The organism is Parabacteroides sp. PF5-9 (assembly GCF_029893105.1).
Lineage (GTDB): Bacteria > Bacteroidota > Bacteroidia > Bacteroidales > Tannerellaceae > JARXWG01.
In genome coordinates, this window is record NZ_JARXWG010000016.1 from 77897 (window position 1) to 101644 (window position 23748).

At 41.2% G+C, this 23748-nt stretch carries 17 protein-coding genes; 4 read left to right on the forward strand and 13 right to left on the reverse strand.

Annotation, left to right across the window (positions count from 1 at the left end):
- Nucleotides 1-88: 88 nt before the first annotated feature.
- The 13 genes from M2135_RS10430 to purH all read right to left on the reverse strand — a co-directional run bounded on the left by M2135_RS10430 (nucleotide 89) and on the right by purH (nucleotide 15401).
- Complete coding sequence (locus M2135_RS10430) at nucleotides 89-2626, reverse strand: adenosylcobalamin-dependent ribonucleoside-diphosphate reductase (protein ID WP_280748442.1); 2538 nt, start codon at nucleotides 2624-2626, stop codon at nucleotides 89-91.
- 256 nt (nucleotides 2627-2882) lie between these two features.
- Nucleotides 2883-4280 carry a chromosomal replication initiator protein DnaA gene (gene dnaA, locus M2135_RS10435; RefSeq protein ID WP_280748443.1) on the reverse strand — a complete coding sequence of 466 codons (1398 nt, stop codon included), beginning with the start codon at nucleotides 4278-4280 and terminating at the stop codon, nucleotides 2883-2885.
- Nucleotides 4281-4643: 363 nt separating this feature from the next.
- The gene (locus M2135_RS10440) at nucleotides 4644-5528 is read right to left on the reverse strand and encodes an MlaD family protein (RefSeq protein ID WP_280748444.1); all 885 of its coding nucleotides are present in this window, start codon (nucleotides 5526-5528) and stop codon (nucleotides 4644-4646) included.
- A gap of 31 nt (nucleotides 5529-5559) precedes the next feature.
- On the reverse strand, nucleotides 5560-6750 hold the full coding sequence (locus tag M2135_RS10445) for an N-acetylmuramoyl-L-alanine amidase (RefSeq protein ID WP_280748445.1): 1191 nt from the start codon (nucleotides 6748-6750) through the stop codon (nucleotides 5560-5562).
- Nucleotides 6751-6927: 177 nt separating this feature from the next.
- Entirely contained in the window at nucleotides 6928-7371 is a 444-nt protein-coding gene (rplI, locus tag M2135_RS10450; protein WP_280748446.1) for a 50S ribosomal protein L9, read from the reverse strand.
- 22 nt (nucleotides 7372-7393) lie between these two features.
- On the reverse strand, nucleotides 7394-7663 hold the full coding sequence (rpsR, locus tag M2135_RS10455) for a 30S ribosomal protein S18 (RefSeq protein ID WP_280748462.1): 270 nt from the start codon (nucleotides 7661-7663) through the stop codon (nucleotides 7394-7396).
- The gene (gene rpsF / locus M2135_RS10460) at nucleotides 7663-8016 is read right to left on the reverse strand and encodes a 30S ribosomal protein S6 (protein WP_280748447.1); all 354 of its coding nucleotides are present in this window, start codon (nucleotides 8014-8016) and stop codon (nucleotides 7663-7665) included. Before rpsF ends, rpsR begins: the two co-directional genes overlap by 1 nt.
- Before the next feature lie 102 nt (nucleotides 8017-8118).
- On the reverse strand, nucleotides 8119-9564 hold the full coding sequence (rodA, locus tag M2135_RS10465) for a rod shape-determining protein RodA (protein WP_280748448.1): 1446 nt from the start codon (nucleotides 9562-9564) through the stop codon (nucleotides 8119-8121).
- A complete protein-coding gene (mrdA, locus tag M2135_RS10470) occupies nucleotides 9554-11407 on the reverse strand; it encodes a penicillin-binding protein 2 (protein ID WP_280748449.1) in 1854 nt (617 codons plus the stop codon). The genes rodA and mrdA overlap by 11 nt, the downstream gene beginning before the upstream one ends.
- The gene (gene mreD / locus M2135_RS10475; protein WP_280748450.1) at nucleotides 11397-11915 is read right to left on the reverse strand and encodes a rod shape-determining protein MreD; all 519 of its coding nucleotides are present in this window, start codon (nucleotides 11913-11915) and stop codon (nucleotides 11397-11399) included. The genes mrdA and mreD overlap by 11 nt, the downstream gene beginning before the upstream one ends.
- Complete coding sequence (gene mreC / locus M2135_RS10480) at nucleotides 11908-12762, reverse strand: rod shape-determining protein MreC (protein ID WP_280748451.1); 855 nt, start codon at nucleotides 12760-12762, stop codon at nucleotides 11908-11910. The genes mreD and mreC overlap by 8 nt, the downstream gene beginning before the upstream one ends.
- A 76-nt stretch (nucleotides 12763-12838) precedes the next feature.
- Nucleotides 12839-13858 (reverse strand): rod shape-determining protein, encoded by a 1020-nt coding sequence (locus M2135_RS10485; RefSeq protein ID WP_280748452.1) that lies wholly within the window; start codon nucleotides 13856-13858, stop codon nucleotides 12839-12841.
- Between the two features lie 19 nt (nucleotides 13859-13877).
- Entirely contained in the window at nucleotides 13878-15401 is a 1524-nt protein-coding gene (gene purH / locus M2135_RS10490) for a bifunctional phosphoribosylaminoimidazolecarboxamide formyltransferase/IMP cyclohydrolase (protein ID WP_280748453.1), read from the reverse strand.
- Nucleotides 15402-16155: 754 nt separating this feature from the next.
- Here purH and M2135_RS10495 point away from each other — a divergent pair.
- The 4 genes from M2135_RS10495 (at nucleotide 16156) to M2135_RS10510 (ending at nucleotide 23424) form a co-directional block, all read left to right on the forward strand.
- Nucleotides 16156-18675, forward strand: coding sequence for a glycoside hydrolase family 9 protein (locus M2135_RS10495; protein ID WP_280748454.1), 2520 nt, complete (start codon nucleotides 16156-16158; stop codon nucleotides 18673-18675).
- Nucleotides 18676-18682: 7 nt separating this feature from the next.
- Complete coding sequence (locus M2135_RS10500; RefSeq protein ID WP_280748455.1) at nucleotides 18683-19942, forward strand: AGE family epimerase/isomerase; 1260 nt, start codon at nucleotides 18683-18685, stop codon at nucleotides 19940-19942.
- Between the two features lie 226 nt (nucleotides 19943-20168).
- The gene (locus M2135_RS10505) at nucleotides 20169-22145 is read left to right on the forward strand and encodes an OmpA family protein (RefSeq protein WP_280748456.1); all 1977 of its coding nucleotides are present in this window, start codon (nucleotides 20169-20171) and stop codon (nucleotides 22143-22145) included.
- A gap of 34 nt (nucleotides 22146-22179) precedes the next feature.
- A complete protein-coding gene (locus tag M2135_RS10510) occupies nucleotides 22180-23424 on the forward strand; it encodes a hypothetical protein (RefSeq protein ID WP_280748457.1) in 1245 nt (414 codons plus the stop codon).
- The last annotated feature ends 324 nt before the right edge of the window (nucleotides 23425-23748 follow it).

Consider the following 23748-nt stretch of genomic DNA (forward strand, 5'->3'; position numbering starts at 1 on the left):
AAAAGAAGAGTGGTGAACTTCTAATTTGCAAATAGTATATTGCAAAAGTTCCCACTCTTCATTTAGCTGAAAATATGTTGTCGGTTAATTATCCGCACTTGGATGCTCCACAATTGGTGCAGATAAGGCATCCTTCCTGATAAATTAAAGTTTCGTATCCACAAGTCGGACATTTTTGTCCTTTGGCTTCAGTGCCGTTCGGAAGATATTTTTTCAGTGCCCGTTCAACCCCGTTTTTCCAGGTATTGATCGATTCGCTGTCGAGTTCCATACCTTGAACCAGTTTGATGACCTGGTCGATCGGCATACCGTAACGCAGTACTCCTGAAATTAACTTGGCATAGTTCCAGAACTCCGGGTCGAATTTGCCATCCAGTCCTTCCAAGGTCATTTTGAAGCCTCGTTTGTTTTTAAACTGGAAATCATAATGTTTATGTCCGTCATCGTCATAACTCTTGAGGATGGTTCCTTTGGAGATGTTTTTGGGTAACATTAATCCTTCATCATCATCCATTAAACCGGTGAAGATTTCATAGGGACGGCCATTTAATAAACCGACAAAAGCGATCCATTTTTCTTTGTTGTTTTGGAATTTGACCACATCTGCCTCCAATTCACGCGGACGGGTGGAGACAATAACAGGCGGTTCCATGCAGTTACAATCTTCTTTCTTCTTCTCTTCTGCGGATAATAAAACGCCGGAACGTGAACCGTCACGATAGACTGTACATCCTTTACAGCCGCATTTCCAAGCTTCGATATATAAGGATTCTACCAGTTCTTCAGTAGCATCAGCCGGCAGATTGATTGTTACGCTGATAGAGTGGTCTACCCATTTCTGAACCTTGCCTTGCAGACGTACTTTTTGAAGCCAGTCTACATCATTGGATGTGGCTTTGTAATAAGGTGATTTTTCAACCAGTTCGTCGACTTCTTCCTGGGTGTACTTTTTGACTACCGAATAGCCGTTCGCTTCCATCCAAGTGACGAATTTATGATGGAATACGATGTATTCTTCATACGCATCTCCTGTTTCATCCACGAAATCTACACGTGCATCAGCATCATTCGGATTTACTTTACGACGACGTTTATAAACAGGAAGAAAGACTGGCTCGATACCGGAGGTGGTCTGTGTCATTAAACTGGTTGTTCCGGTTGGAGCAATTGTTAAACAGGCGATGTTCCGGCGTCCATATTTCTTCATGTCTTTATAGAGCTCGGGGTCGGCTTCACGCAAACGGTTGATGAACGGGTTTTTCTCTTCTCGTTTAGCATCGAAAATTTCAAACGCACCACGTTCTTTTGCCATATCTACAGAAGAACGATAAGCTGCTAATGCTAATGTTTTTTGTACATTTTCTGCACATTCAATGGCTTCTTCCGATCCGTAGCGTAAACCTAATGCTGCGATCATATCCCCTTCGGCTGTGATGCCAACACCGGTACGGCGTCCTTGTAATGTTTTTTTCTGAATCTTTTCCCATAAATGCCGTTCTGTTTGCTTTACTTCTAAAAATTCAGGGTCTGCATCAATCTTTTCAAGTATTTTTTCGATCTTTTCTGATTCCAGATCGATGATGTCATCCATAATACGTTGAGCCAGTCCGACATGTTTTTTGAATAGTTCATAATCGAAATAGGCTTCTTTAGTAAATGGATTGACGACATACGAGTAAAGATTAATGGCCAATAAGCGGCAGCTATCGTATGGACATAACGGAATCTCACCGCAAGGATTGGTTGATACGGTACGGAAACCAAGATCTGCATAGGAGTCAGGTACGGATTCTTTAATGATCGTATCCCAGAACAAAACGCCCGGTTCGGCAGATTTCCATGCATTATGGATTATTTTTTTCCATAATGCAACAGCATCGATCTCTTTTGTATAGGTCGGAGAGTTCGAATTTGTCGGATATTGTTGGGTATATGGGATGCCATTAATGACGGCATTCATAAAGTCATCGTCTATTTTTACGGAAACATTGGCTCCGGTAACCTTCCCTTCGGTCATCTTGGCGTCAATGAATGATTCCGAATCGGGATGTTTAATCGAAACACTTAACATTAATGCTCCACGTCTTCCATCCTGAGCCACTTCGCGGGTGGAGTTCGAATAACGTTCCATGAAAGGAACCAAACCTGTGGATGTCAATGCTGAGTTTTTTACCGGTGATCCTTTGGGGCGAATGTGAGAGAGGTCGTGACCAACGCCTCCACGACGTTTCATTAATTGCACCTGCTCTTCATCAATCCGGATAATAGCACCATAGGAGTCGGCTTCTCCGTCTAAACCTATCACAAAACAGTTTGAGAGAGAGGCTATCTGAAAATTGTTTCCTATTCCGGTCATCGGACTCCCTTGTGGAACGATATATCGGAAATGATCAAACAACTCAAAAAGTTCTTGTTCTGATAAAGGGTTTGGATACTGTTTCTCTACACGGGCAATTTCTCTTGCTAAACGGCGATGCATGTCTTCGGGAGATTGTTCGTAGATTTTCCCATATGCATCTTTAAGGGCGTACTTGTTAACCCATACTTTAGCGGCTAATTCATCACCGGTAAAGTAGCCTAATGAGGCTTTGTACGCTTCGTCAAATGTATACGTTTTCTGATTCACTGTATGTTGGTATTACTTGAGACTGCAAGTTTAAAAATACTTTGTCAAGTATCCAAATTATAACAAATCAAAAACTCTAATTGTTGAAAAGTTTTCCGTTTTTTTTTCGATTTGATTTATAATTAACACTTTATATTTTTTTGATGGATGAAAAGTTTTCCCAAAAGGGAAACAAGTGTTAGTTGTAGGTTGTCTTAAAAAGAAAAGGATGCTTCAATGACGAAACATCCTTTTCTTTTTTTAGAGATCTCTATGGTCAGTTTTTCAATAGCCCTTCAATTTCTTCTACCGAAAGACGGAATGATTTATTTGTTTCTATTTGATCTTTTATCGTTTTGCAGGCATGTAGTACGGTGGCGTGATCTTTTTTGCCTACAATTTTACCGATATGTGAGAACGAGCAGTCGGTATATTTTTTAGATAAATACATGGTGATCTGTCGAGCCTGAACAATCTCACGCTTGCGTGAGTTGGTTTGCACAAGAGCCAATTCAAGATTAAAATACTTGCAGACTACTTCCTGGATTTTCTGAACGGATAACTGTTTTTTCTCTAATCGGACGGCCTGACTGATCACTCTTTTTGCTAGAGCGAGGTCGATTTCACGGTTGTAAATAACAGCGTGAGCCATTAATGAGACCAGTATACCTTCCAGATCACGGATATTATCCGTCACATTATTAATGATGAAGTCAAAAACATCATCTGATATGTATATGCCGTCCTGATTGATCTTGTCTTTCAGGATTTTCTTTCTAAGTTCAACATCCGGACGACTTAACTCTGCCGTCAATCCCCATTTCAAGCGGGTGATCAATCGTTCTTCCATGCCGAGTAAGTCTACTGGCGCCTTGTCGGATGTTAAAACCAATTGCTTACCTAACTGATGGAGGTGATTGAAGATATGGAAGAATGTATTCTGAGTTTTATCCATCCCTATCAGTTCATGTATGTCATCAATGATCAGGACATCAATATTCTGATAGAAATTCAAAAAGTCATTGGTCGTATTTTTCCGGATAGCGTCTGTAAATTGAACCCGGAAAAGGTGTGATGATACATAGAGAACCTTCTTTTCAGGATGCAGTTCGCGCACGCGTGCGCCTATTGCATGACATAAGTGCGTTTTCCCAACACCGGAACCTCCATATATAAAAAGAGGATTGAATGTTGTTTTGCCCGGATTTTGAGCAACAGCTTCTCCCGCCGTTCGCGCCAGTTTATTGCTGACCCCCTCGAAATAATTATCGAAACTGTATTTCGGATTCAATTGCGGATCCAAGTCCTGTGGGGCGGTCTGTGTGAATGGTGTAGGAGCCTTGTTGGCGTCCTTAGGCGTGATCTTTTTTACGGCGATGGAATTATGTTCTGTCGGATAATCAACAGTTCCCCCTGTCGTTTTATCCACCATAATCCGGTAGTTGAGAATCGTTCCTGCTCCGATGATCCTGTGGATGGTCACTTTTAATACATTAATATACTTCTCCTCTAAATATTCGTAGAAAAATTGACTCGGAACTTGAATAGTAAACTTATTCTCTTCGTATGATAACGGTATTATTGGCATGAACCACGTGTTAAATGCTGGTTCAGGCACGATATCCTTAATAACGTTAAGGCATTTATTCCATAATGTTTGATGGTCAGTTTGCATGTTTCAAAATTATCCCAATAACTTTCATTTCTTTCTTTCTGTCGTACAAAGTTTAAAATTAAAATCTGAAAAAAAAAACAGGTTTTTGCTTGTGGTTTTTATATCTTTAATATACGGTTTACTCTCAGTGTGTTACGGTTAATCTCTTGTTTTTCAATGCTTTGTTTTGATTGTTAAAATCAAGAGTCGCCAATCCATCGGGGATTTGGCGATTGTTAAAATTAAGCTTCATAAAGCTAAAAAGTAGGTAAGATTTCTCTATATAACTTGCCCTGAATATCTTAACAGGGGGGCTTAAATGGCGAACATATTTTTTTGCAAATTAGAATGATTCTAAATAAAGATTAGTGGGTGTCATGATTTTCAAAACACCGAAAAATGCACATAACGCTTAGGATTTTCTCTGAAATCGATTAAAAGCTTATCGAGACTTTCAGTAGTAGAGGTTAAGTTGTTGTAAAGTGTTTTATCGTTCAATAAAAGTCCCAGGTTGTTATCCGGCGAATTCAATTTATCGGTTGTCACCTTGAGGTTGGCTAAGGTTTCGTTGATTGAATTTATAGTCGACTGAAAATCAAGCGTTTTTAAGTCGTTGCTTACATCTGCAAAATTTTCAGTCATCGTTGTGAGGTTTGTGACAATTACCGGCACATCTTTATTTAATAACTGATTGAGTTGCTGGCTGGAGATTGCCAGATGCTTAGTAGTCTGTTCGATATTGCCCAATGATTGGGTTAAAGCCGGGTGGTTTACTAAGTTCTGTAGTCCTCCCAGGATCGAATCGATTTTAGGTAATAGCGCTTCTACTCCAGGTAAAATATTCTCCTGTACTGTATGCAACAGATCACTGCCGGAACGTCCTTCTATTGTTGAGCCTGATTTGATATATTCAGATACGTATTTGTTTAAGTGAAGATGCAGTTCTCCCCCCGACATAAGTGTTTTCTCAAGAACAACATAGCTGTCTTTGTTAATTCTCATTTCCTTATCCAGATTGATCTCTACGATTATTTTATCGATCGAGTTATAGTCGTAGGAAATAGAACGAACCAGTCCGACTTTAAATCCTTCCACATATACCGGACTGGAAATCGCCAGATCCTTTACATTATTAAAAGCGACATAATAATGGTTGACCGGTTTGAATAGGTTAATACCCTTAAGGTAATTTATCCCAGCATATAATAACGCTAAACTGATGATTGTAACCAGTCCTATTTTTGCCTCTTTCGTAAATGATAGTTTCATCTTCTTCAATAATTATATAGATATCGTTCTCTCAATTTTTTACTTTTTTGCCGTTTTTAATGGCTATAACAAATGCGTCTTTAAAATCTTTGCTCACCTTTTCCCGAAGTATTTTGATCTCATTGGGATCGGACGTTTCGCCGTATGTGTATTTATATATTCCGTTTTCCACATAGTAGCTAACGTTTTTGTATCCCTTGAAATGGCGCGAATCTTCGTTCAATTTTTCGCCGGATGTAAATATTTGGATACGGTATATAACCGCCTCCTCCGGTGTCGGTTGTTTTTGGGGAGTGGTTACGGTTACAGTTTCGTTGATTTTCGGATTGGCAACCGGAGTTGTTTTTTTCTCCTGGGTAGGAGTTGTTTCCGGAATAATCACTTCCTCTTGCGGAGGTGGCGGCGTTTGGGTTTGAACAGTACTACCGGCCAGTGCACCGCCCTGCTTACGGTTGTACTCCCGTTTGAATTTTTCAAAGGCGTTATACAATGCGGCAGATAATTGGTTTTGTCCCTGGTTGGAACTTAAAAACCGTTCTTCATTGCGGTTGGATATATAGCCCAATTCTACAAGGACACTTGGCATACTTGTTTTTCTTAACACCAGGAATCCAGCCTGTCTCACTCCGCGATCCTCTCTTTTAGCACCAACAAACGATTTTTGTATTTCAGAAGCCAGGCTGATGCTTTGCTCCATATGTTTGTTTTGCATGAGTTCAAAGATGATGTACGATTCTGTGGAGTTGGGGTCAAATCCTTCATATTTCTGCATATAATCATCTTCAAGCAGAATGGCCGCATTTTCACGTTTGGCCACTTCGAGATTTTCCTCGGTACGTGCCAACCCTAATGTATATGTTTCTGTTCCTTCAACAGTACTTCCTCGTCTGCTGACTGCATTCACGTGAATAGACATGAATAAGTCGGCTTTATTTTTATTGGCGATATCTGCTCTTTCGTCCAGATCGACAAAAACATCTTTGTCACGTGTGTAAACGACCTTGACATCTTTGTGGTTAGAGGATATCAATTTGCCCAGTTTAAGAGCGACAGCCAGGTTGATATCTTTCTCCTTGGCAGTAACTCCTACTGCTCCGGGGTCTCTTCCTCCATGACCGGCATCAATGACAATTGTAAAATTTTTATCTTGTGCAAGAAGGGGCGGTACGAAAAAGAGAAGGAGTGAAAATAGAACGATATGTAAAAGAAACCTTTGGTGCACGTGTTAATTCCCTTTAAATTTAGGGCAAATGTAGTGATTTTTACTGATTTGGAATAAACATTTGTTTATTTAATCATGCTAAAGAGAGGATGTTATTTGAAAATTTCCTTATAAACATAAAAAAGGCTATCCTTTTTTTATTTTAGGACAGCCTTTTTTTATTTTCTTACGACTGAATTACTCAGAAACTACTTCGAATGGAATTTCTACTGAAACTTCTTTGTGTAATTTGATTGTCGCTTTGTAAGTACCTACTTCTTTTACTGAATCTTTGATGTAGATGATCTTGCGATCTACTTCAAATCCTTTTTTCTCTAACGCTTCAGCTACCTGAATGTTTCCGACAGAGCCAAAAATTGTACCTGTAGAACTTGTTTTTGCGCCGATTGTTAATGAAACACCTTCCAGCTTAGCAGCTAAAGCAATGGCATCTTCTTTTATTTTTGCCAGTTTGTGTGCGCGTTGTTTCAGGTTTTCTGCCAATACTTTCTTGGCAGATTCTGAAGCGATCACAGCTTTGCCTTGGGGGATTAGAAAGTTACGTCCGTAACCGTTTTTTACTGTTACGATATCGTCTTTGTAGCCTAAGTTAGGCATATCTTCTTTCAAAATAACTTGCATATTCTGTCTCCTCTCTTTATTATTATTTCATTAAATCGGTTACATAAGGAAGCAACGCCAGATGACGTGCTCTTTTTACAGCTTGAGCGATACGACGCTGGAATTTCAAAGAAGTTCCAGTGATACGACGCGGAAGAATTTTACCCTGTTCGTTCAGGAATTTTTTCAAGAACTCAGGATCTTTGTAATCGATATACTTGATACCGTTCTTTTTGAAACGGCAATATTTTTTCTTTTTAACGTCTACTGACGGCGGAGTTAAATATCTGATTTCTGATTGTGCTGCCATAATTAATTTTCTTTTACTGTTTCTTTAGATGATTTCAGATTTCTTCTCTTAGCGGCGTATTCGGCTGCATACTTATCCTGGCGGAAAGTCAAGAAGCGAATAACACGTTCGTCACGACGGAAGTTGATTTCCAATTTGGCAATTGTTTCAGGATTGGCCTTAAACTCAACCAATTGGTAAAAACCAGTTGTTTTTTTGTCGATAGGGTAGGCTAACTTGCGCAATCCCCAGTTCTCTTCGTTCACAATCTCTGCTCCTTCTGCTTTGAGGAGGTTTGTGAATTTTTCTACCGCTTCCTTCATCTGTGCATCAGACAAAACGGGAGTTAAAATGAAAACGGTTTCGTAATTGTTCATAAACGCTGTTTTATTTTAAATGTTAATAAAAAATGCGGTGCAAAGATAGTGATAATTTGTTTAGTGACAAATGTTTTATGAAGTATATTTTGTGTGTTGATTTTACCGTTCTTTGCGTGAAGCATCCAGACGGAGGAAGATAAATAACAAAATAGTAAATCCCCACAGCGATGATCCGCCATAGCTGAAGAAAGGGAGCGGAATGCCGATCACTGGGGTCAGGCCGATCACCATGCCGATATTAATCACCAGATGGAAGAAGAAGATAGAGGCTACACTGTATCCGTAAACCCTGCAAAATGTGTTGTCCTGACGTTCGGCCAATACAATTAACCGCAGGATAAATATGGTGAAGATAATAAGTACAAGAGTTGATCCAACAAACCCTTTTTCTTCTCCTACCGTACAGAAGATAAAGTCTGTATCTTGTTCGGGTACATATTTTAATTTGGTTTGTGTCCCATTCAGAAAACCTTTACCCAGAAAGCCCCCTGAGCCGATTGCTATTTTAGATTGGTTGACATTATACCCTGCGCCTGTGGGATCGTCTTCCAGCCCTAAGGAAACCTTGATGCGGATTTGCTGATGCGGCTCCAGTATTTCATCAAAGACATAGTCTACCGAATATAAAAATCCGACTGCGGCAATGGTGAAGAATCCGATCAGCGCATAATGACGCACCCAGTTTTTATAGGAAAGATAGCAGAGATATACGAGAGTCAATCCGATCAATCCCAGGGCAACCCAGACAAAATTGACAGGAATGAAGAAGGATGCCATATATCCGGCAAGAAAACCGACGGCCATGATAATAAGCATGATTTTAGCCGTTTTTTTATCTTTTCGGATAAACCAGACGAGTCCGGCTGTCAACAGCAAAATCATACATAAAACAATCATCTCCCCCAAAGGAGTGATGCCTACCATCTCTTCCGAATATTTCATACTGGTGACAAAAAAAAGAATCGCTGATATACCGGCTAATAGAATATATCCCGACATCCCTTCGCGGTATAATACGAGGAGAAAAGAGAGATAGACGAGTGCCGATCCTGTCTCCTTCTGCATTAAGATGCAGATCATAGGAAGAACGATCAGTGATAATGCTGTCAGATAGCTTTTTAATGTGTTCAGATTAAACCCATAGCTGTTGAGCAGCTTTGCCACCGCTAAGGCTGTTGCAAACTTGGCAAACTCGGCCGGTTGTATACGAATAGGTCCCATCACGAGCCAGGAGCGCGAACCCTTAATGTCCGGAGCTAGGAATATTGTAGCGATTAATAAGGCGATAATGGCAAAGTAAATGAGATAGGCAAATATATCGTAGAAATCGCTTTCCAGCATCAGGATAAAAAAGATCAGGATGAGCGACAGACCCATCCACAATAGCTGTGATCCGGGACGGCCGGCAGGGTCAAATAGGCTGGTACTATCGAATTCATAACTTGCACCGCAAATCGTAAACCATCCGGCAATAACCATTATAAAATACAACAGTATGGTCAGCCAATCTACCGTTTTCCAGATGTCACCTTTCCTATAACGCATGTGGGGTGATTATCGCATTCATGATATAGTTTTCAGTATATTTACTGGCTTCGGAAACCTCTCCGTTCAAGTATTTTTCCATCATCAGTTTTCCGATCGGCACAGCGTAAGTTGCACCGAAACCTGCATTTTCAACAAAAACAACAATAGCCACTTTGGGATTGTCGTATGGAGCGAATCCCATAAAAATAGAATGATCTTTTCCTTGGGGGTTTTCTGCCGTACCGGTTTTGCCACACACCTGAATACCGGGAATTGCTGCTCCCCGGCAGGTACCGTTTAGTACGGCCTGAAGCATTCCTTCTGCGGCATAATTATAGTATTGTTGTTCGACTGAGGTGTATCTAGGATTGGTATATAGCGTGTCCAAAGATGAATCTTGAATCTCTTTAACGACATGTGGTGTGTAGAAATAACCTCGATTGGCAATAGTGGCTCCCAGGTTGCAGATCTGCAGAGGAGTGGCCATTATCTCACCTTGCCCGATGGCTATGGAGATGATTGTACTTGATGTCCAACGTCCTTTGTACGTGCGATCATAAAGCTGACTGTTCGGGATGTATCCTCTTTTTTCTCCCGGCAAGTCAACCCCAAGGCGGTAACCATATCCCATCGTGACAATATGGTTTTTCCATGTTTCAAAAGCCTCTTGAATAGAAGGGTAACGGCGGCGACTGTCGAGCATCTCATGTAATCCCCAGCAAAAATAGGAATTACACGACGTTGCGAGTGCCGGAACCAGCGATAATGGCGAATAGTGACCATGGCAAGCCGGTTTACCTCCCCTGTAAGTATATCCGTAAGCGCATGAATAGAGTGTTTCCGGAGTAATAATTTTTTCCTGTAAAAAGATAAGGCCTTGAGCCGGTTTGAATGTTGAGCCCGGTGGATATTGAGCCATTAAAGCTCGGTCGAAAAGAGGTTTGTTGGGATCTTTGGATAACAGATCATGGTTGCGTCCCCTTTGTCTTCCGACGAGTATATGCGGGTCGAACGTTGGTGCTGAAACCATACAGAGAATCTCTCCGGTCGCGGGTTCGATCATGACGATGCTGCCCAGCTTATTTTGCATAAGTTGTTCACCGTAAGCCTGCAAGTCGATATCTAAGGAGAGTTGCAGGTTCTTCCCTGAAACAGGAGCAATGTCATGAGCCCCATCTTCATATTTCCCTTTGATCCGCCCATGGGCATCCCGTAAAAGTATCTCTACCCCTTTTTCGCCGCGTAACAATTTTTCGTAAGAGAGCTCCACTCCATTACGTCCGGAATAGTCACCTTGTACATAGTAAGAGTCGTTCTCTATGTCTTGGCGATTAACCTCTCCGATATTCCCTAAAACATGTGCGGCATTAGGATATTCATACTCACGAATAGTGCGATTCTGTATATAAAATCCCGGAAACTTGTACAGTTTTTCTTGCAATATGCCATATTCTTGTGCCGATAGCTGATTCATGAATACCTGGGGGACAAATGGGGAATATCCGGGATTCAGTTTACGGTTTTTGATGTCAATAATTCGTTTTTCATAAATCTCTTTTGTGATTCCCAGCGTATTGCAGAAATCTAAGGTGTCGAATGGCTGAATTTCGCGCATGATCAACATGACATCGTAAGCCGGCTGGTTGTATACCAGTAGTTTTTCGTTTCGGTCATACACCATTCCACGTGAAGGGTAAAGTGTTTTTTTCAGAAATGCATTACTGTCGGCCCATGTTTTGTAGTCATTATCTATGATTTGCAGAAAAAACAAACGGACAATAAAAATAATGACGGTGACAATGACAGCCCCGGCCAGAACAAAACGTCTGTTTTCGAATGAATAGTGTTTGTTAGTCTCCACTTTTTTGAGGTTCCATATTAAACGCCTCCACTATACATATTAATAATGTAGTGGTCACTGCACTTGCAAATATACGAAGAATAAGAAACAAGGGGTCAAATAGCGTAAACGATTCAATTAAAAAAAGTGTGGTATGATGAATCAATACGATTGTTAACGTATATCTGAGAAAACCTGCGAAACCAAATACCCTGTAAGAGGGGAAAGTGCCGTCCGTCAATTCTTTACCAATAAAAAAGCGTATGAACGGATCGCACAGAAAGCCGACTAACGTGCATGAGGCAGCATGCATCCCGGGAGTATTGGAGAACGCATCGATGACAATACCAATGAGGAATGAGGCAAAAATAAGCTGTGAACGTGATATCCCAAACGGCAGCTTAAGGATAAAGTATAGATAGAGAAAGGGGGTAGCCATGCGCAGAAATTGGATGTTGTTTAAAACAAGTACTTGCACCAATACCAGCATAACAAAATAGATCAGACTACGTATAATGTTGTTAATCATTTTTTTTAGCCTCCTGTTCGATTTCTATTTGTTCATTTTGTTGATAATTCCGGAAAACTCTGACGTTTCGTAAAGTCTGGAAATTTGTTTCCAGTTTGATCTTTAACGAATAGAAATTATCGTTTTGCTGTCGTTCGAAATCGGCGATTGTGCCGACAACCAAACCGGCTGGGAATACAGCCGAATATCCGCTGGTGACGATCGTGTCTCCCTGCTGGAATTGTACATGACGAGGTAGCTCGTCTAACCGGGCATATTGCGCATCTCTGCCATCCCAACTTAAAGAACCGAAGTAATTATTGCCAAGCACTTTACAACTCAGGCGAAATTTCGGGTTTAATATAGGGATAATCACCGAAAAATGTTCGGAAACGGTAGAGATTAGTCCGACTACACCATATTGGGAGACGACTCCCATATCCGGAATGATACCATCTTTCCGACCTTTATTGATTGTAATATAATTGGAGAGGTGGCTTATGCTATTGTTGACCACTTTTGCTGTTATAAAATCGTAAGGAAACCATCCGATGGAGTCGTTTGTCATACCGGAGAAACGCATCGTATCTTCTAAAAGATATTCTAAGCGGTCTTGCAACTCCAATAATTGAATTTCCAATTCTCCATTACGTTCCAGTAGTTGTTTGTTGATGTTGCGCAGGTCGAAATAGGAGGTGATGGTTCCCGATAGAGAAGCGATATGCCCTGTCACGACATTGGCTGAACTGATAAAGATATTTCGCTGATATGCATTATTCCGGTAAACCAGCATCAGTGACAATGCTTCCAATAAAATAAATAGAAACCAATGCCTTTTCCTGAGCAGGAAATCGAGCAGTTTACGCATAAGCTACAGTAGAATAATAACGAATAGTTAGAAGAGACAATCATTTTGTTTGTATTGTCTCTTCTGACGGCTGTTTTTATCGTATAAGGAAATTAAATTTATCAATATTTTTCAACGCAATACCTGTTCCTTTTGCCACAGCATGCAGAGGATCTTCTGCGATATGGAACTTGATATTGATTTTGTCGGTCAACCGTTGGTCTAATCCGCGCATAAGCGCTCCTCCACCAGCCAGATAAATACCGTTTCTAACGATGTCGGCATATAATTCGGGAGGCGTTTGCTCCAATGCACTTAGAATAGCCGCTTCCATTTTGGAGATGGATTTTTCCAGACAATGCGCAATTTCCTGATAAGAGATCGGTACTTCCATCGGGAGGGCTGTCATCTGATTCGGCCCGTGAACCGTATAATCTTCCGGTGGATTTTCCAAAGAAGTAAGTGCCGAACCAACATTGATTTTTATCATTTCGGCAGTCCGTTCTCCGACTTTTACATTATGCTGACGACGCATATACTCCATGATGTCGGCAGTCAGATCATCTCCGGCTATACGGATGGACTTATTCGATACGATCCCGCCCAATGAGATAACGGCAATCTCGGTCGTTCCTCCACCGATATCCACGACCATGTTTCCTTCCGGCGCCTCTACATCGATGCCGATACCAATTGCCGCAGCCATCGGTTCGTAAATCATATAGACATCACGTCCGCCGGCATGTTCGGCAGAGTCGCGAACCGCACGAAGTTCTACTTCCGTACTTCCCGAAGGGATACAGACGACTATGCGTAGAGAAGGAGAGAACCACCGGCTTCTGGGGTTGATCATTTTAAGCATACCGCGAATCATCTGTTCGGCAGCAAAGAAGTCGGCGATCACCCCGTCGCGTAAAGGACGGATTGTTCGTATGTTTTCATGTGTTTTCCCATGCATTTGTCGCGCTTTTTCCCCAACTGCCAGTACCTTGTCTGTGCGCCGGTCGAGAGCGACAACCGATGGTTGGTCTACTACCACTTTACCATTGCTGATAATGATTGTATTAGCAGTTCCCAAATCCATGGCGAGTTCTTGTGTAAAAGAAAATAAACCCATATTTCTTTTGTTATTTAGGTTAATGTTTGAAGTGACGAATGCCTGTTTTTACCATAGAGATATTATGTGCATTGCAATAGTCCACAGAGAGTTGGTCGTTGACAGATCCTCCAGGTTGAATCACTGCAGTGATTCCTGCCTGATGGGCTATCTCTACACAATCGGGGAAAGGGAAAAAGGCATCCGAAGCCATCACGGCTCCATTCAGATCAAATCCGAAAGATTTTGCTTTTTCAATCGCTTGTCTCAATGCATCTACACGAGATGTCTGTCCGATACCACTGGCGCAAAGCTGTTTGTTTTTAACCAATGTGATGGCATTCGACTTGCTGTTTTTGACAAGTTTGTTGGCAAACAGAAGGTCTTCAACTTCCTGACTGGACGGTTTTTTATCTGTTATTGGTTCCAAGTCGGAAGCTGTCTGAATGCTCAGGTCTTTTTCTTGGGATAACACACCGTTCAGTAGGGTTCTGATTTGTTCAGATCCGGTCTTTACAGGTTTGCGGACAAGAATAATCCGGTTTTTCTTTTGTTGTAAGATTTCCAATGCAGCCGGATCATATGCGGGAGCAATAATAACCTCAAAGAATATTTTGTTGATCTCCTCTGCAGTAACAGCGTCTATGGCCTGGTTGGTGATCAAAATTCCGCCAAAGGCAGATACGGGATCTCCGGCCAAAGCATCTTTCCATGCGTCTAATAAAGACGGACGAGAGGCAATACCACAAGCGTTATTGTGTTTTAAAATAGCAAAGGTCAACTCTTCATACTCATCGATCAGGTTCACAGCGGCATCGATATCCAACAGGTTGTTGTAAGAGATCTCTTTCCCGTGGATCTGTTCAAACATCTCATTGAACTTTCCATAGAATTTAGCCGGCTGATGCGGATTCTCTCCATACCGTAAAGACATCGGGTGGTCTACAGCCAGACGAAGATAAGAACCGTTTTGCTGATCGAAATAGTTAAAGATGGCACTGTCGTATCCGGATGAAACAGCAAAGGCCTCTTTGGCAAACCAGCGACGGTCTTCCAGTGTGCTTGTTGCTCCTTTTTCGTTTAACAGATTCATCAGGGGTTGATATTGTGCATTAGATGCAACGATAATTACATCTTTATAATTTTTTGCAGCAGCGCGAATCAAAGAAATTCCACCGATATCTATTTTTTCGATGATCGCTTGATCTTCCGCTCCCGATGCAACTGTTTCTTCAAAGGGATAAAGATCGACAATGACCAAATCGATTTCAGGAATCTCATATTCGGTAATTTGAGACTGGTCTTGCGGATTGTCACGTCGTGTTAAAATTCCTCCGAATACTTTAGGGTGTAAAGTCTTCACACGTCCACCTAGAATAGAAGGATAGCCGGTAAGGTCTTCCACTGCCTCACAAGGCAGACCTAATGATTCGATAAATGATTGAGTCCCTCCTGTAGAGACGAAACTAACCCCTTCTTTGTGAAGCTTTTTCAGAATATCGTCAAGTCCCTCTTTATAATATACGGAGACCAGCGCACGCTTGATCTGCTTTTTTTCTGTCATTTTATCGGATATTTTAATGTTTTTTGAACACAAAAGTAGCTATTAATTTCTAATCTCTGTAACTGAGGTTGTTTAAATTTTATACAATTCGCAAATCAACCGTAGAATTTTTGAATTCTTTGAAAATATTGAAATGGACTGTGTTATCCGTAAAAAATGAAGCAGCCAACAAATTCCCCTTATTTACAGCGCTACATCGTGAACGAATCAGAACAAAAAGCGTAACGTTGCTATCGGTTTATTTGGGCACTTTATAACACTTTTCTGTTAGAGGTACCTCTAAAATGTTTTACACCTACCTCTAAATGAATTTAGACGTACCTCTAAATTGTTTTAGACGTACCTCTAACAGAAAACAGAGGTAGGTGTAACAGAAAAGTAGTCCGCATGCTACAGGGAAACAGTCGAAACCATGTTTTATTTTCATGGGGTGATGTCGAAAATAGCTTGTGGATTTTTCGAAAACTAGATGAAGGAACAGGCAACGCTGATGCTGTATTAATCTATGGTTGTTTGCAGGTGAATGAATGATACAGGAGTGTGTCTACTTTGGCTATAGATGCCTTCTGTAAAGATCAGATCGGTGTGATTGACTTTGTAGGCAGATAAAAATATGGGGGATTCCATAAAATCATGAAAAAAAATCCAGGAGATTGATATACATTTGCATAAAACTAACGTGTGTGAGTGATTAAGAAAAACTAACGATGAGGAACCCAAACAGACGGGATCTCCTCCTTAAAAAATGAAAAATATGAAGAAACACAGACTGATCTGTCTTATTTTATTGAATGTTCTGTTTGCAATGCCTCTGTTTTATGCGCAGGGTTTTAAGGTGGGTACCACCGGTTATTTTCAAGAGAAGGGTGTTGAGGTGATGGCATTCGACGATATTTACCCTGAGGGACATCAGGGAGGAGTGTCGCTGATTATGCATGGAAATCGTGTGGCAACGAACGGTGATATCCGCTTCGAGCCGACTCCCGGGCAATGGCAGCCGGTGCCTAAACAACGTGATCGCAAAGTGGATCCTTCCGGCAATACAATTACGGCTTATCTGAGTTATCCCGACACATCCCGTCATATGACAGGTTTTAACCCGATGATCTATCCTGATCTGGTCTTTAACTATACGGTCACGGTAAAAGGTGAGGGTGGCTCTGTTATCGTGACAGTCGACCTGGATCGTCCGATTCCACAGCAATTTCTCGGAAAGGTCGGTTTTAACCTGGAACTTTTCCCGGGAGCGCTTTTCGGTAAACCATGGATTATGGATAGTCAAACAGGTATTTTCCCACAACAGCCTAACGGGCCGACACAGTACGAACCGGCTAATCATCCGCATCGGGGGAATTTTAATCCCGAAGGAAAAGCTTCGGCAGAACAGCTGACAGGTAAAGGGTATAGCCCGATGATTGCCGATGATATTGTGGCTGAGCCTTATGCGATAGGCAAACGATTTGTTGTACGTCCGGATGATCCATATAATAAATATACTATTGAGACAAAGGGAGCCGACCTGAAATTATACGATGGACGAATGAATCATAATAACGGTTGGTTTGTTGTACGGAGTGAAGTCCCTGCCGGTAAAACGAAAGGAGCTATCCAATGGGTAATAACTCCGAATGTAGTAAATGATTGGTTGTATAAACCAGTCGTACAAACGTCGCAGATCGGATATCATCCGAACCAGCCCAAAGCGGCAATCATAGAACTGGATAAAAGGGATTATAACCGCCACAAACCAACATTGTACAAGATCACTTCCGAAGGAGAACGCGAAGTGGCTGTGAAACAAGGAGAAGAGTGGGGGCAGTTCCTGCGTTATAATTATCTGAAATTTGATTTCTCTGATGTCAACGATGAGGGGCTTTATCAGGTGCGTTACGGGGATGCCGTTTCTTCTGTTTTTCGAATAGCGAAAGATGTGTACGACCGTGGTGTCTGGCAGCCTGTATTGGAATATTTTCTGCCTGTACAGATGTGTCATATGCGTATCAATGAGAAATATCGGGTATGGCACGACTACTGCCATATGGATGATGCCCGTATGGCGCCGGTTGATTTTAATCATATCGACGGTTATGTGCAAGGTGTTTCCACATTGACTAAATATAATCCGGGAGATGTTGTGCCAGGACTGAATATCGGTGGTTGGCATGATGCCGGAGATTTTGACCTCAGGGTGGAGTCTCAGGCTGGTGAGACTTATATCCTGACGTTGGCTTATGAGGCTTTTGATGTGGATTATGATGTGACTTCGATCGATCAACTCTCGCGAATTACGGAAATTCATCAACCGGATGGAAAACCGGACCTTTTACAACAGATAGAGAATGGTGCACTAACGGTAGTGGGTGGCTATCGTGCATTAGGACGTCTTTACCGGGGGATTATTACGGAAGATCTGCGTCGGTATGTCTTATTGGGTGATGCGGCGGCAATGACCGATAATGTACCGGGAAATGAAGACGACCGGTGGGTGTTTACTGAAAACAACCCGAGTAGGGAACTGACTACTGCTGCACAAATGGCAGCCGCGTCACGGGTGTTGAAAGGTTTTAATGATACGTTGAGTGTGCAGTCTTTGCAATGCGCGCGTGAATTGTTCGATGTAACGGAAGAGACTAACCGTTCGCGATCGGCAAAAGTGCATGCTGCAACGGAGTTATATCTCACAACAGGAGAAGATAAATACAAGAAATATCTTTTAGATCAGACGGAGTTTATAACCGGAAATATTAGTCGCGTAGGTTGGTTTATCGGTCGTGCCGAGAAGAAACTGAATGATGCTAAATTTACCAAGGCGGTTCGTAATGCTTTGGAGGGGTTACGTACTGAACTGGACAAACAGGGGGCGGAAACTCCTTATGGCATTCCGTATCGTCCGCATATATGGGGAGCCGGATGGAATATTCAATCGTTCGGGTATAATCATTACTTTTTACACACCGCTTATCCCGATATTTTCGGGCCGGATTATATCTATAATGCATTGAACTTTATTTTAGGTTGTCATCCAGGGTCTAATACCTCTTCTTTTGCATCGGGTGTAGGTGCCGTTTCGGCTACTGTCGGTTATGGTTTGAATAGAGCCGACTGGTCGTATATCCCGGGTGGGGTGGTGTCTGGAACGGCTTTGATTAGACCTGATTTTCCGGAACTTCTTGAGTTTCCTTATCTCTGGCAACAAGTTGAATATGTAATGGGGGGTGGATCTTCTCATTATATGTTCTTGGTACTGGCTGCTCAACAGTTATTGTCTAAATAAGTCATATATGAGGTGTTGGATTGCCGGATGTCTTATTCTACTTGTGCAGTTATCATCATGTATAACTGCACAAGACCAACCTGATAAGGAGTTGGTAGATGAGGCTGTAAAAGATTTAAAAGAGAATATTCTGCCTTTCTGGTTGCAGTATGCTCCCGATCCGGCTGGCGGTTTTTACGGCGGTATCCGTAATGACGGAACGCCGATGGAAAAGGTCGAAAAAGGCGGAGTCTTAAATGCACGTATCCTTTGGACGTTCTCTACAGCTTATCGTTTGTTTGGAGACGCGATATACAAAGAGATGGCAGATCGTGCACAACACTATTTTATTCGCAATTTTATTGATCCGGTATATGGGGGTTCTTATTGGAGTGTAGCAGCAGATGGAACTCCGGCCAATGTCGAAAAACAAACCTATGGTATAGCTTATGCAGTTTATGGTCTGGCAGAACATTTCAGAGCAACAGGCAATAAAGAGAGTTTACAACAGGCGATTGCATTGTATGAAACGTTGGAAAAGTATGCTTATGATCCGGTAAACGGTGGATATATTGAATCGTTTACGCGTGACTGGCAAAAACCGGAGCGGTATGGATATGACGGAAAAGGCGTTGCCGCAAAAACGATGAATACACATTTGCATGTTCTCGAAGCTTATACCACGCTTTATCTGGTTTGGAAAGATCGTGGTTTGGAAAAACAATTGAGAGGTCTTATCGATGTTTTTACAGATAAAATTCTGGATCAGGAGAGATGGCACGAGCGATTGTTTCTCTCCATGGATTGGCAAAACCTGGAAGAGATCGACTCTTACGGACATGATATGGAGTTGTCGTGGTTGTTGTTTGAAGCAGCTGAAGTGTTGGGTGATGAGACAATTATTGAAAAAATAGGTCACATAGCCTTGAAGCTTGTAGATACCCAGATGGAAGAGGGAAGGACCCAAGATGGAGCTTTGTTATATGAAAGAGATAAAGGTGAAATCAAAGGTGGTTTGGATTGGTGGCCTCAGGCTGAAGCGGTGGTCGCTTTTTATAATGCCTGGCAGATAACTAAAGACCAGAAATATTTGGATGCTGCATTCAAAACATGGACTTGGATAAAAGACCATTTGATCGATAAAGAATTCGGCGAATGGTATAGAGGTGTGATGTTGGATGGTTCTCCTCGAAAGAGCCGTGCAAAAGCTGATATGTGGAAATGCCCGTACCATAATAGCCGTATGGGGTTTGAATTATATGTGAGGCATGAATTATTGGAAGAGTAGTGACATTTTGTTGCAGACAAAATAAATCAAGGTGTTTGTTGAACTAAAACAGTTTTAATTTTGTTTATGTATCAGCAAGGGGTTAGGAGTAGATTATCACAGGCTAATGTCTGATGGTTTTTGAAACTACCTCTTTTTTTGTTTGATTGACCTAATCCAACCCGAAATACAATAACCCTCAGATGAATTCGTTATATTTGCACGCACAATAATGTCTGACTGATTAATGAAATCACGGTTTATTACCTATATATTATTCCTGTTTTCGGTTTTATCACTCTTTTCCTGCAAGACGGTTAAGTTGGCTGATGCAGAAGAGAAACAACGGATTGGCGAATATTTTGAAGCAGCCGGGATGTACAGGAAAATATATACGAAAACTTCTCCACAAAAAAGAGATTTACGCGGGTATGTAGCATTCAGAATGGCAGAATGTTATCGACTAATTAATAGTACTGCCAGATCAACCAGTGGTTATATGAATGCACTGCGTTATAATTATCCGGATAGTATACTCTATTTGCGTTTAGGTCAGATGTATCAAAAGGGCGGTAGATATGCTGATGCGATTAAGTATTATAAGGAATATCTATTGAATGATCCGGAGAATACTTTAGCTCTAAATGGCATAAAAGGAAGTGAACAGGCTTTGGTGTGGCGGAATAATCCGACAAAATATGAAGTGAGGCGATTTGAAAAATTCAATTCTCGCCGGGGAGAGTTTAGTCCGATGTTGGCGGGTGATAATTACGATCAATTGTATTTTGCCTCTTCACGTTCGCGTGACAAAGATGCAAAAACCAGTGCGATTACCGGACAGAATAATAATAATTTTTATCACGTCAAGCAAAACGAACAAGGCGTTTGGTTGAATCCGGAGGAACTGGAGGATGGAGTTAATACTGAATTTGATGAGGGAACCCCTTCTTTTTCTCCCGATGGCAATACCATGTATTATACCTATTGCGCGCAGGATCCGGAAGGATCCCGGACATCGGAAATATATGTTTCTACTCGTAGCAGTGCAAAGTGGGGGAAAGGGACGCGGACAAGTATTGTTAAAGATTCTGTTACCGCTTTGGGGCATCCGGCTGCATCGCCGGATGGGAAATATCTCTATTTTGTGTCGGATGCTGTAGGTGGTTATGGAGGGAAAGATCTGTTTCGTTGCCGTTTGGTGGGAAGTGATTTTGGGCCGATGGAAAATTTAGGCCCGGAAATAAATACGCCGGGAGATGAAATGTTTCCGTATGTACGAGATTCGGTAACGATTTATTTTGCCTCTAACGGACACCCGGGAATGGGAGGTCTGGATCTTTTTAAAGCGACTCAGGATAGTGTGGGGCATTGGACTGTAGAGAATATGGGTGCTCCAATCAATTCAATGGGAGACGATTTCGGAATTACTTTTGCAGGAAAGAATGAATGGGGGTTTTTTAGTTCAAATAGAAATGATGCCCGTGGGTATGATCATATTTATTCTTTTGAATATCCAACATATACGATATTTATAGAAGGAATCGTATTTGATGTGGATGAGTATCCGATCGAAGAGGCTACGGTTCGTATTGTTGGTCGTGATGGGCTGAATGAAAAAGCTTTGGTGCGAAAGGATGGAACTTATAAGGTTGAACTTGAGCGGGATATCAGTTATGTAATGATGGCCAGTGCTCCAGGATATCTGAATCAGAATTTTGAACTGAAAACCGATCCGGAAGAGGCAAATGAAACCTATGTAGTAGATTTTTACCTCTCTCCATTGAGTAAGCCGGTTGTTATAGAGAATATTTTCTATGCATTCGATAGTGCCACTTTGCGACCTGAGTCAAAAGAAGCATTGGATGAGATGATTAAAATGCTGAATGATAATCCGAATGTGACAATTGAACTGGGAGCACATACAGACCGTAAAGGGACGGATGAGTATAATGAGCGGTTGGCTCAGCGCAGAGCACAATCGGTTGTCGATTATTTAATTGCCGAGGGAATTGCAACAGATCGTCTGGAAGCAAAAGGATATGGTGAGAGTATGCCCAAAGTGATCAATAAGAAAATGGCCGAAGAATATGACTTTTTGAATGAAGGTGATGTATTGACGGAGGAGTTTGTCTTGGCATTGACTCCGGAACAGCAGGAGATCGCAGACCAAATAAACAGACGAACAGAATTCAAAGTGTTAAGAACGAACTATAACCTGTTTTAATAGAAGAGTAAGTGATATAAGTTGAAAATAATTTATGTATAATAACAAACTACTAATTCTACTACTATTTATATTAATAGGAGGTGTTTCTGTTGCTCAGGGACTCCTTCGGGACAGTATATCTGATCAGAAGAGGAAACCGCAATTTTTAGCCGTGAATACAATGGGCGGTTTAATTCTTAAAACCAATGAATATATAAAAGAAGGAAGTAGAATTCCGGCTTATAACTCTTTTTCTTTAAAATATGGCATTCGTTCTACTGGAGATGAATGGGAGGACGTTGCTTATGGTATGCCTTACTATGGTGTCGGATTTTATGTCGCTAAGTTTTATAATAAAAAAGGTTTAGGGGTGCCTCTTTCCTTTTATTTGTTTCAGGGAGGCGACTTAGGCCAGATAGGATCATTGCCTCTCAAATATGAACTTAATCTCGGAATGTCGTTTAACTGGACTCCTTATGACGCTTTTGATAATCCGAAGAATGTGGCTGTTGGAGGACAGACGAATGTGCATGTTGGCGCAAATGTTTATTTGAAGAAAAAATTGAATGAGGTTTGGGATCTTAATTTCGGGTTGGGACTAACACATTTTTCTAATGGTGCGAAGCGATTACCTAATAAAGGTGTCAATCTTTTTGCCCCTTTTGTTGAATTGGTCTATAATTTTAATGATAAACCTGTAGGTATTACATCAAAAGAGAAACTGACTCCTCCTGTATTTGAAAAGCGAATGGACTATGATATCGTTTTTACTACAACATCAAGGCATATTAAAATAGATACACTGGAAACCGGACTTCCTTCCCGCTATTTAGATCGGGATTTTAAGGTGTTCGGATTAAGTTATGCAACGTTGTTCGTACCGAACTATAAATATAAGTGGGGGCCAAGTGTGGAGTTAGTGTATGATGAAAGTTCTGAAGTGAAGGTTTGGCGGGAACAACATCCTGATGATGGAATGTTTTATGATCGGGTTAAACTGGGGTCGTGGCACAACCGATTCTCTTTGGGGCTTTCCATTAAAGGGGAGATGTCTCTGCCTTATGTCTCTTTCTTTGCGCAACTGGGGTATAATATTCTTCATACAAACGACTATGATTATCGCTTTTATCAAATAATTGGCGCTAAAGCATATTTGAAAGATAATCTCTTTGGAACATTTGGTATACGGGCAAACCGTTTCAGTAAGGCGCAATATCTCTATTGGAGTATAGGCTATACGATAAAAGGAAAGCGTTTGAAGAAAAAAGAAATTTATCTTTATCAACCATTTCCTTAAGTGATAATTATTCATTTTCATGTAGTTAGAAAAGTGTAGTGCTTTTTGATCGATAGGGGTTGAGTAAAAATAAATAATAAAATCTTCAAAAACATTTGGAAGTATGTTTTAAAACACTACCTTTGCACCCGCAATCGAGAAGTCGTTTGCAGTTTTTTTGAAAGGAAAAACAAGAGTTCTTTGAAAGATTTACATATTCAACAAGTAGTACAATAGACGTTAGGTCTAATTTTATAATTAGATTTAAAAGAATAAACGACCGTCAATTGGTTTACTAAAAACTTAATAAGTTAATAGATAGGATTTTTGGGCTAGGAAATAAAA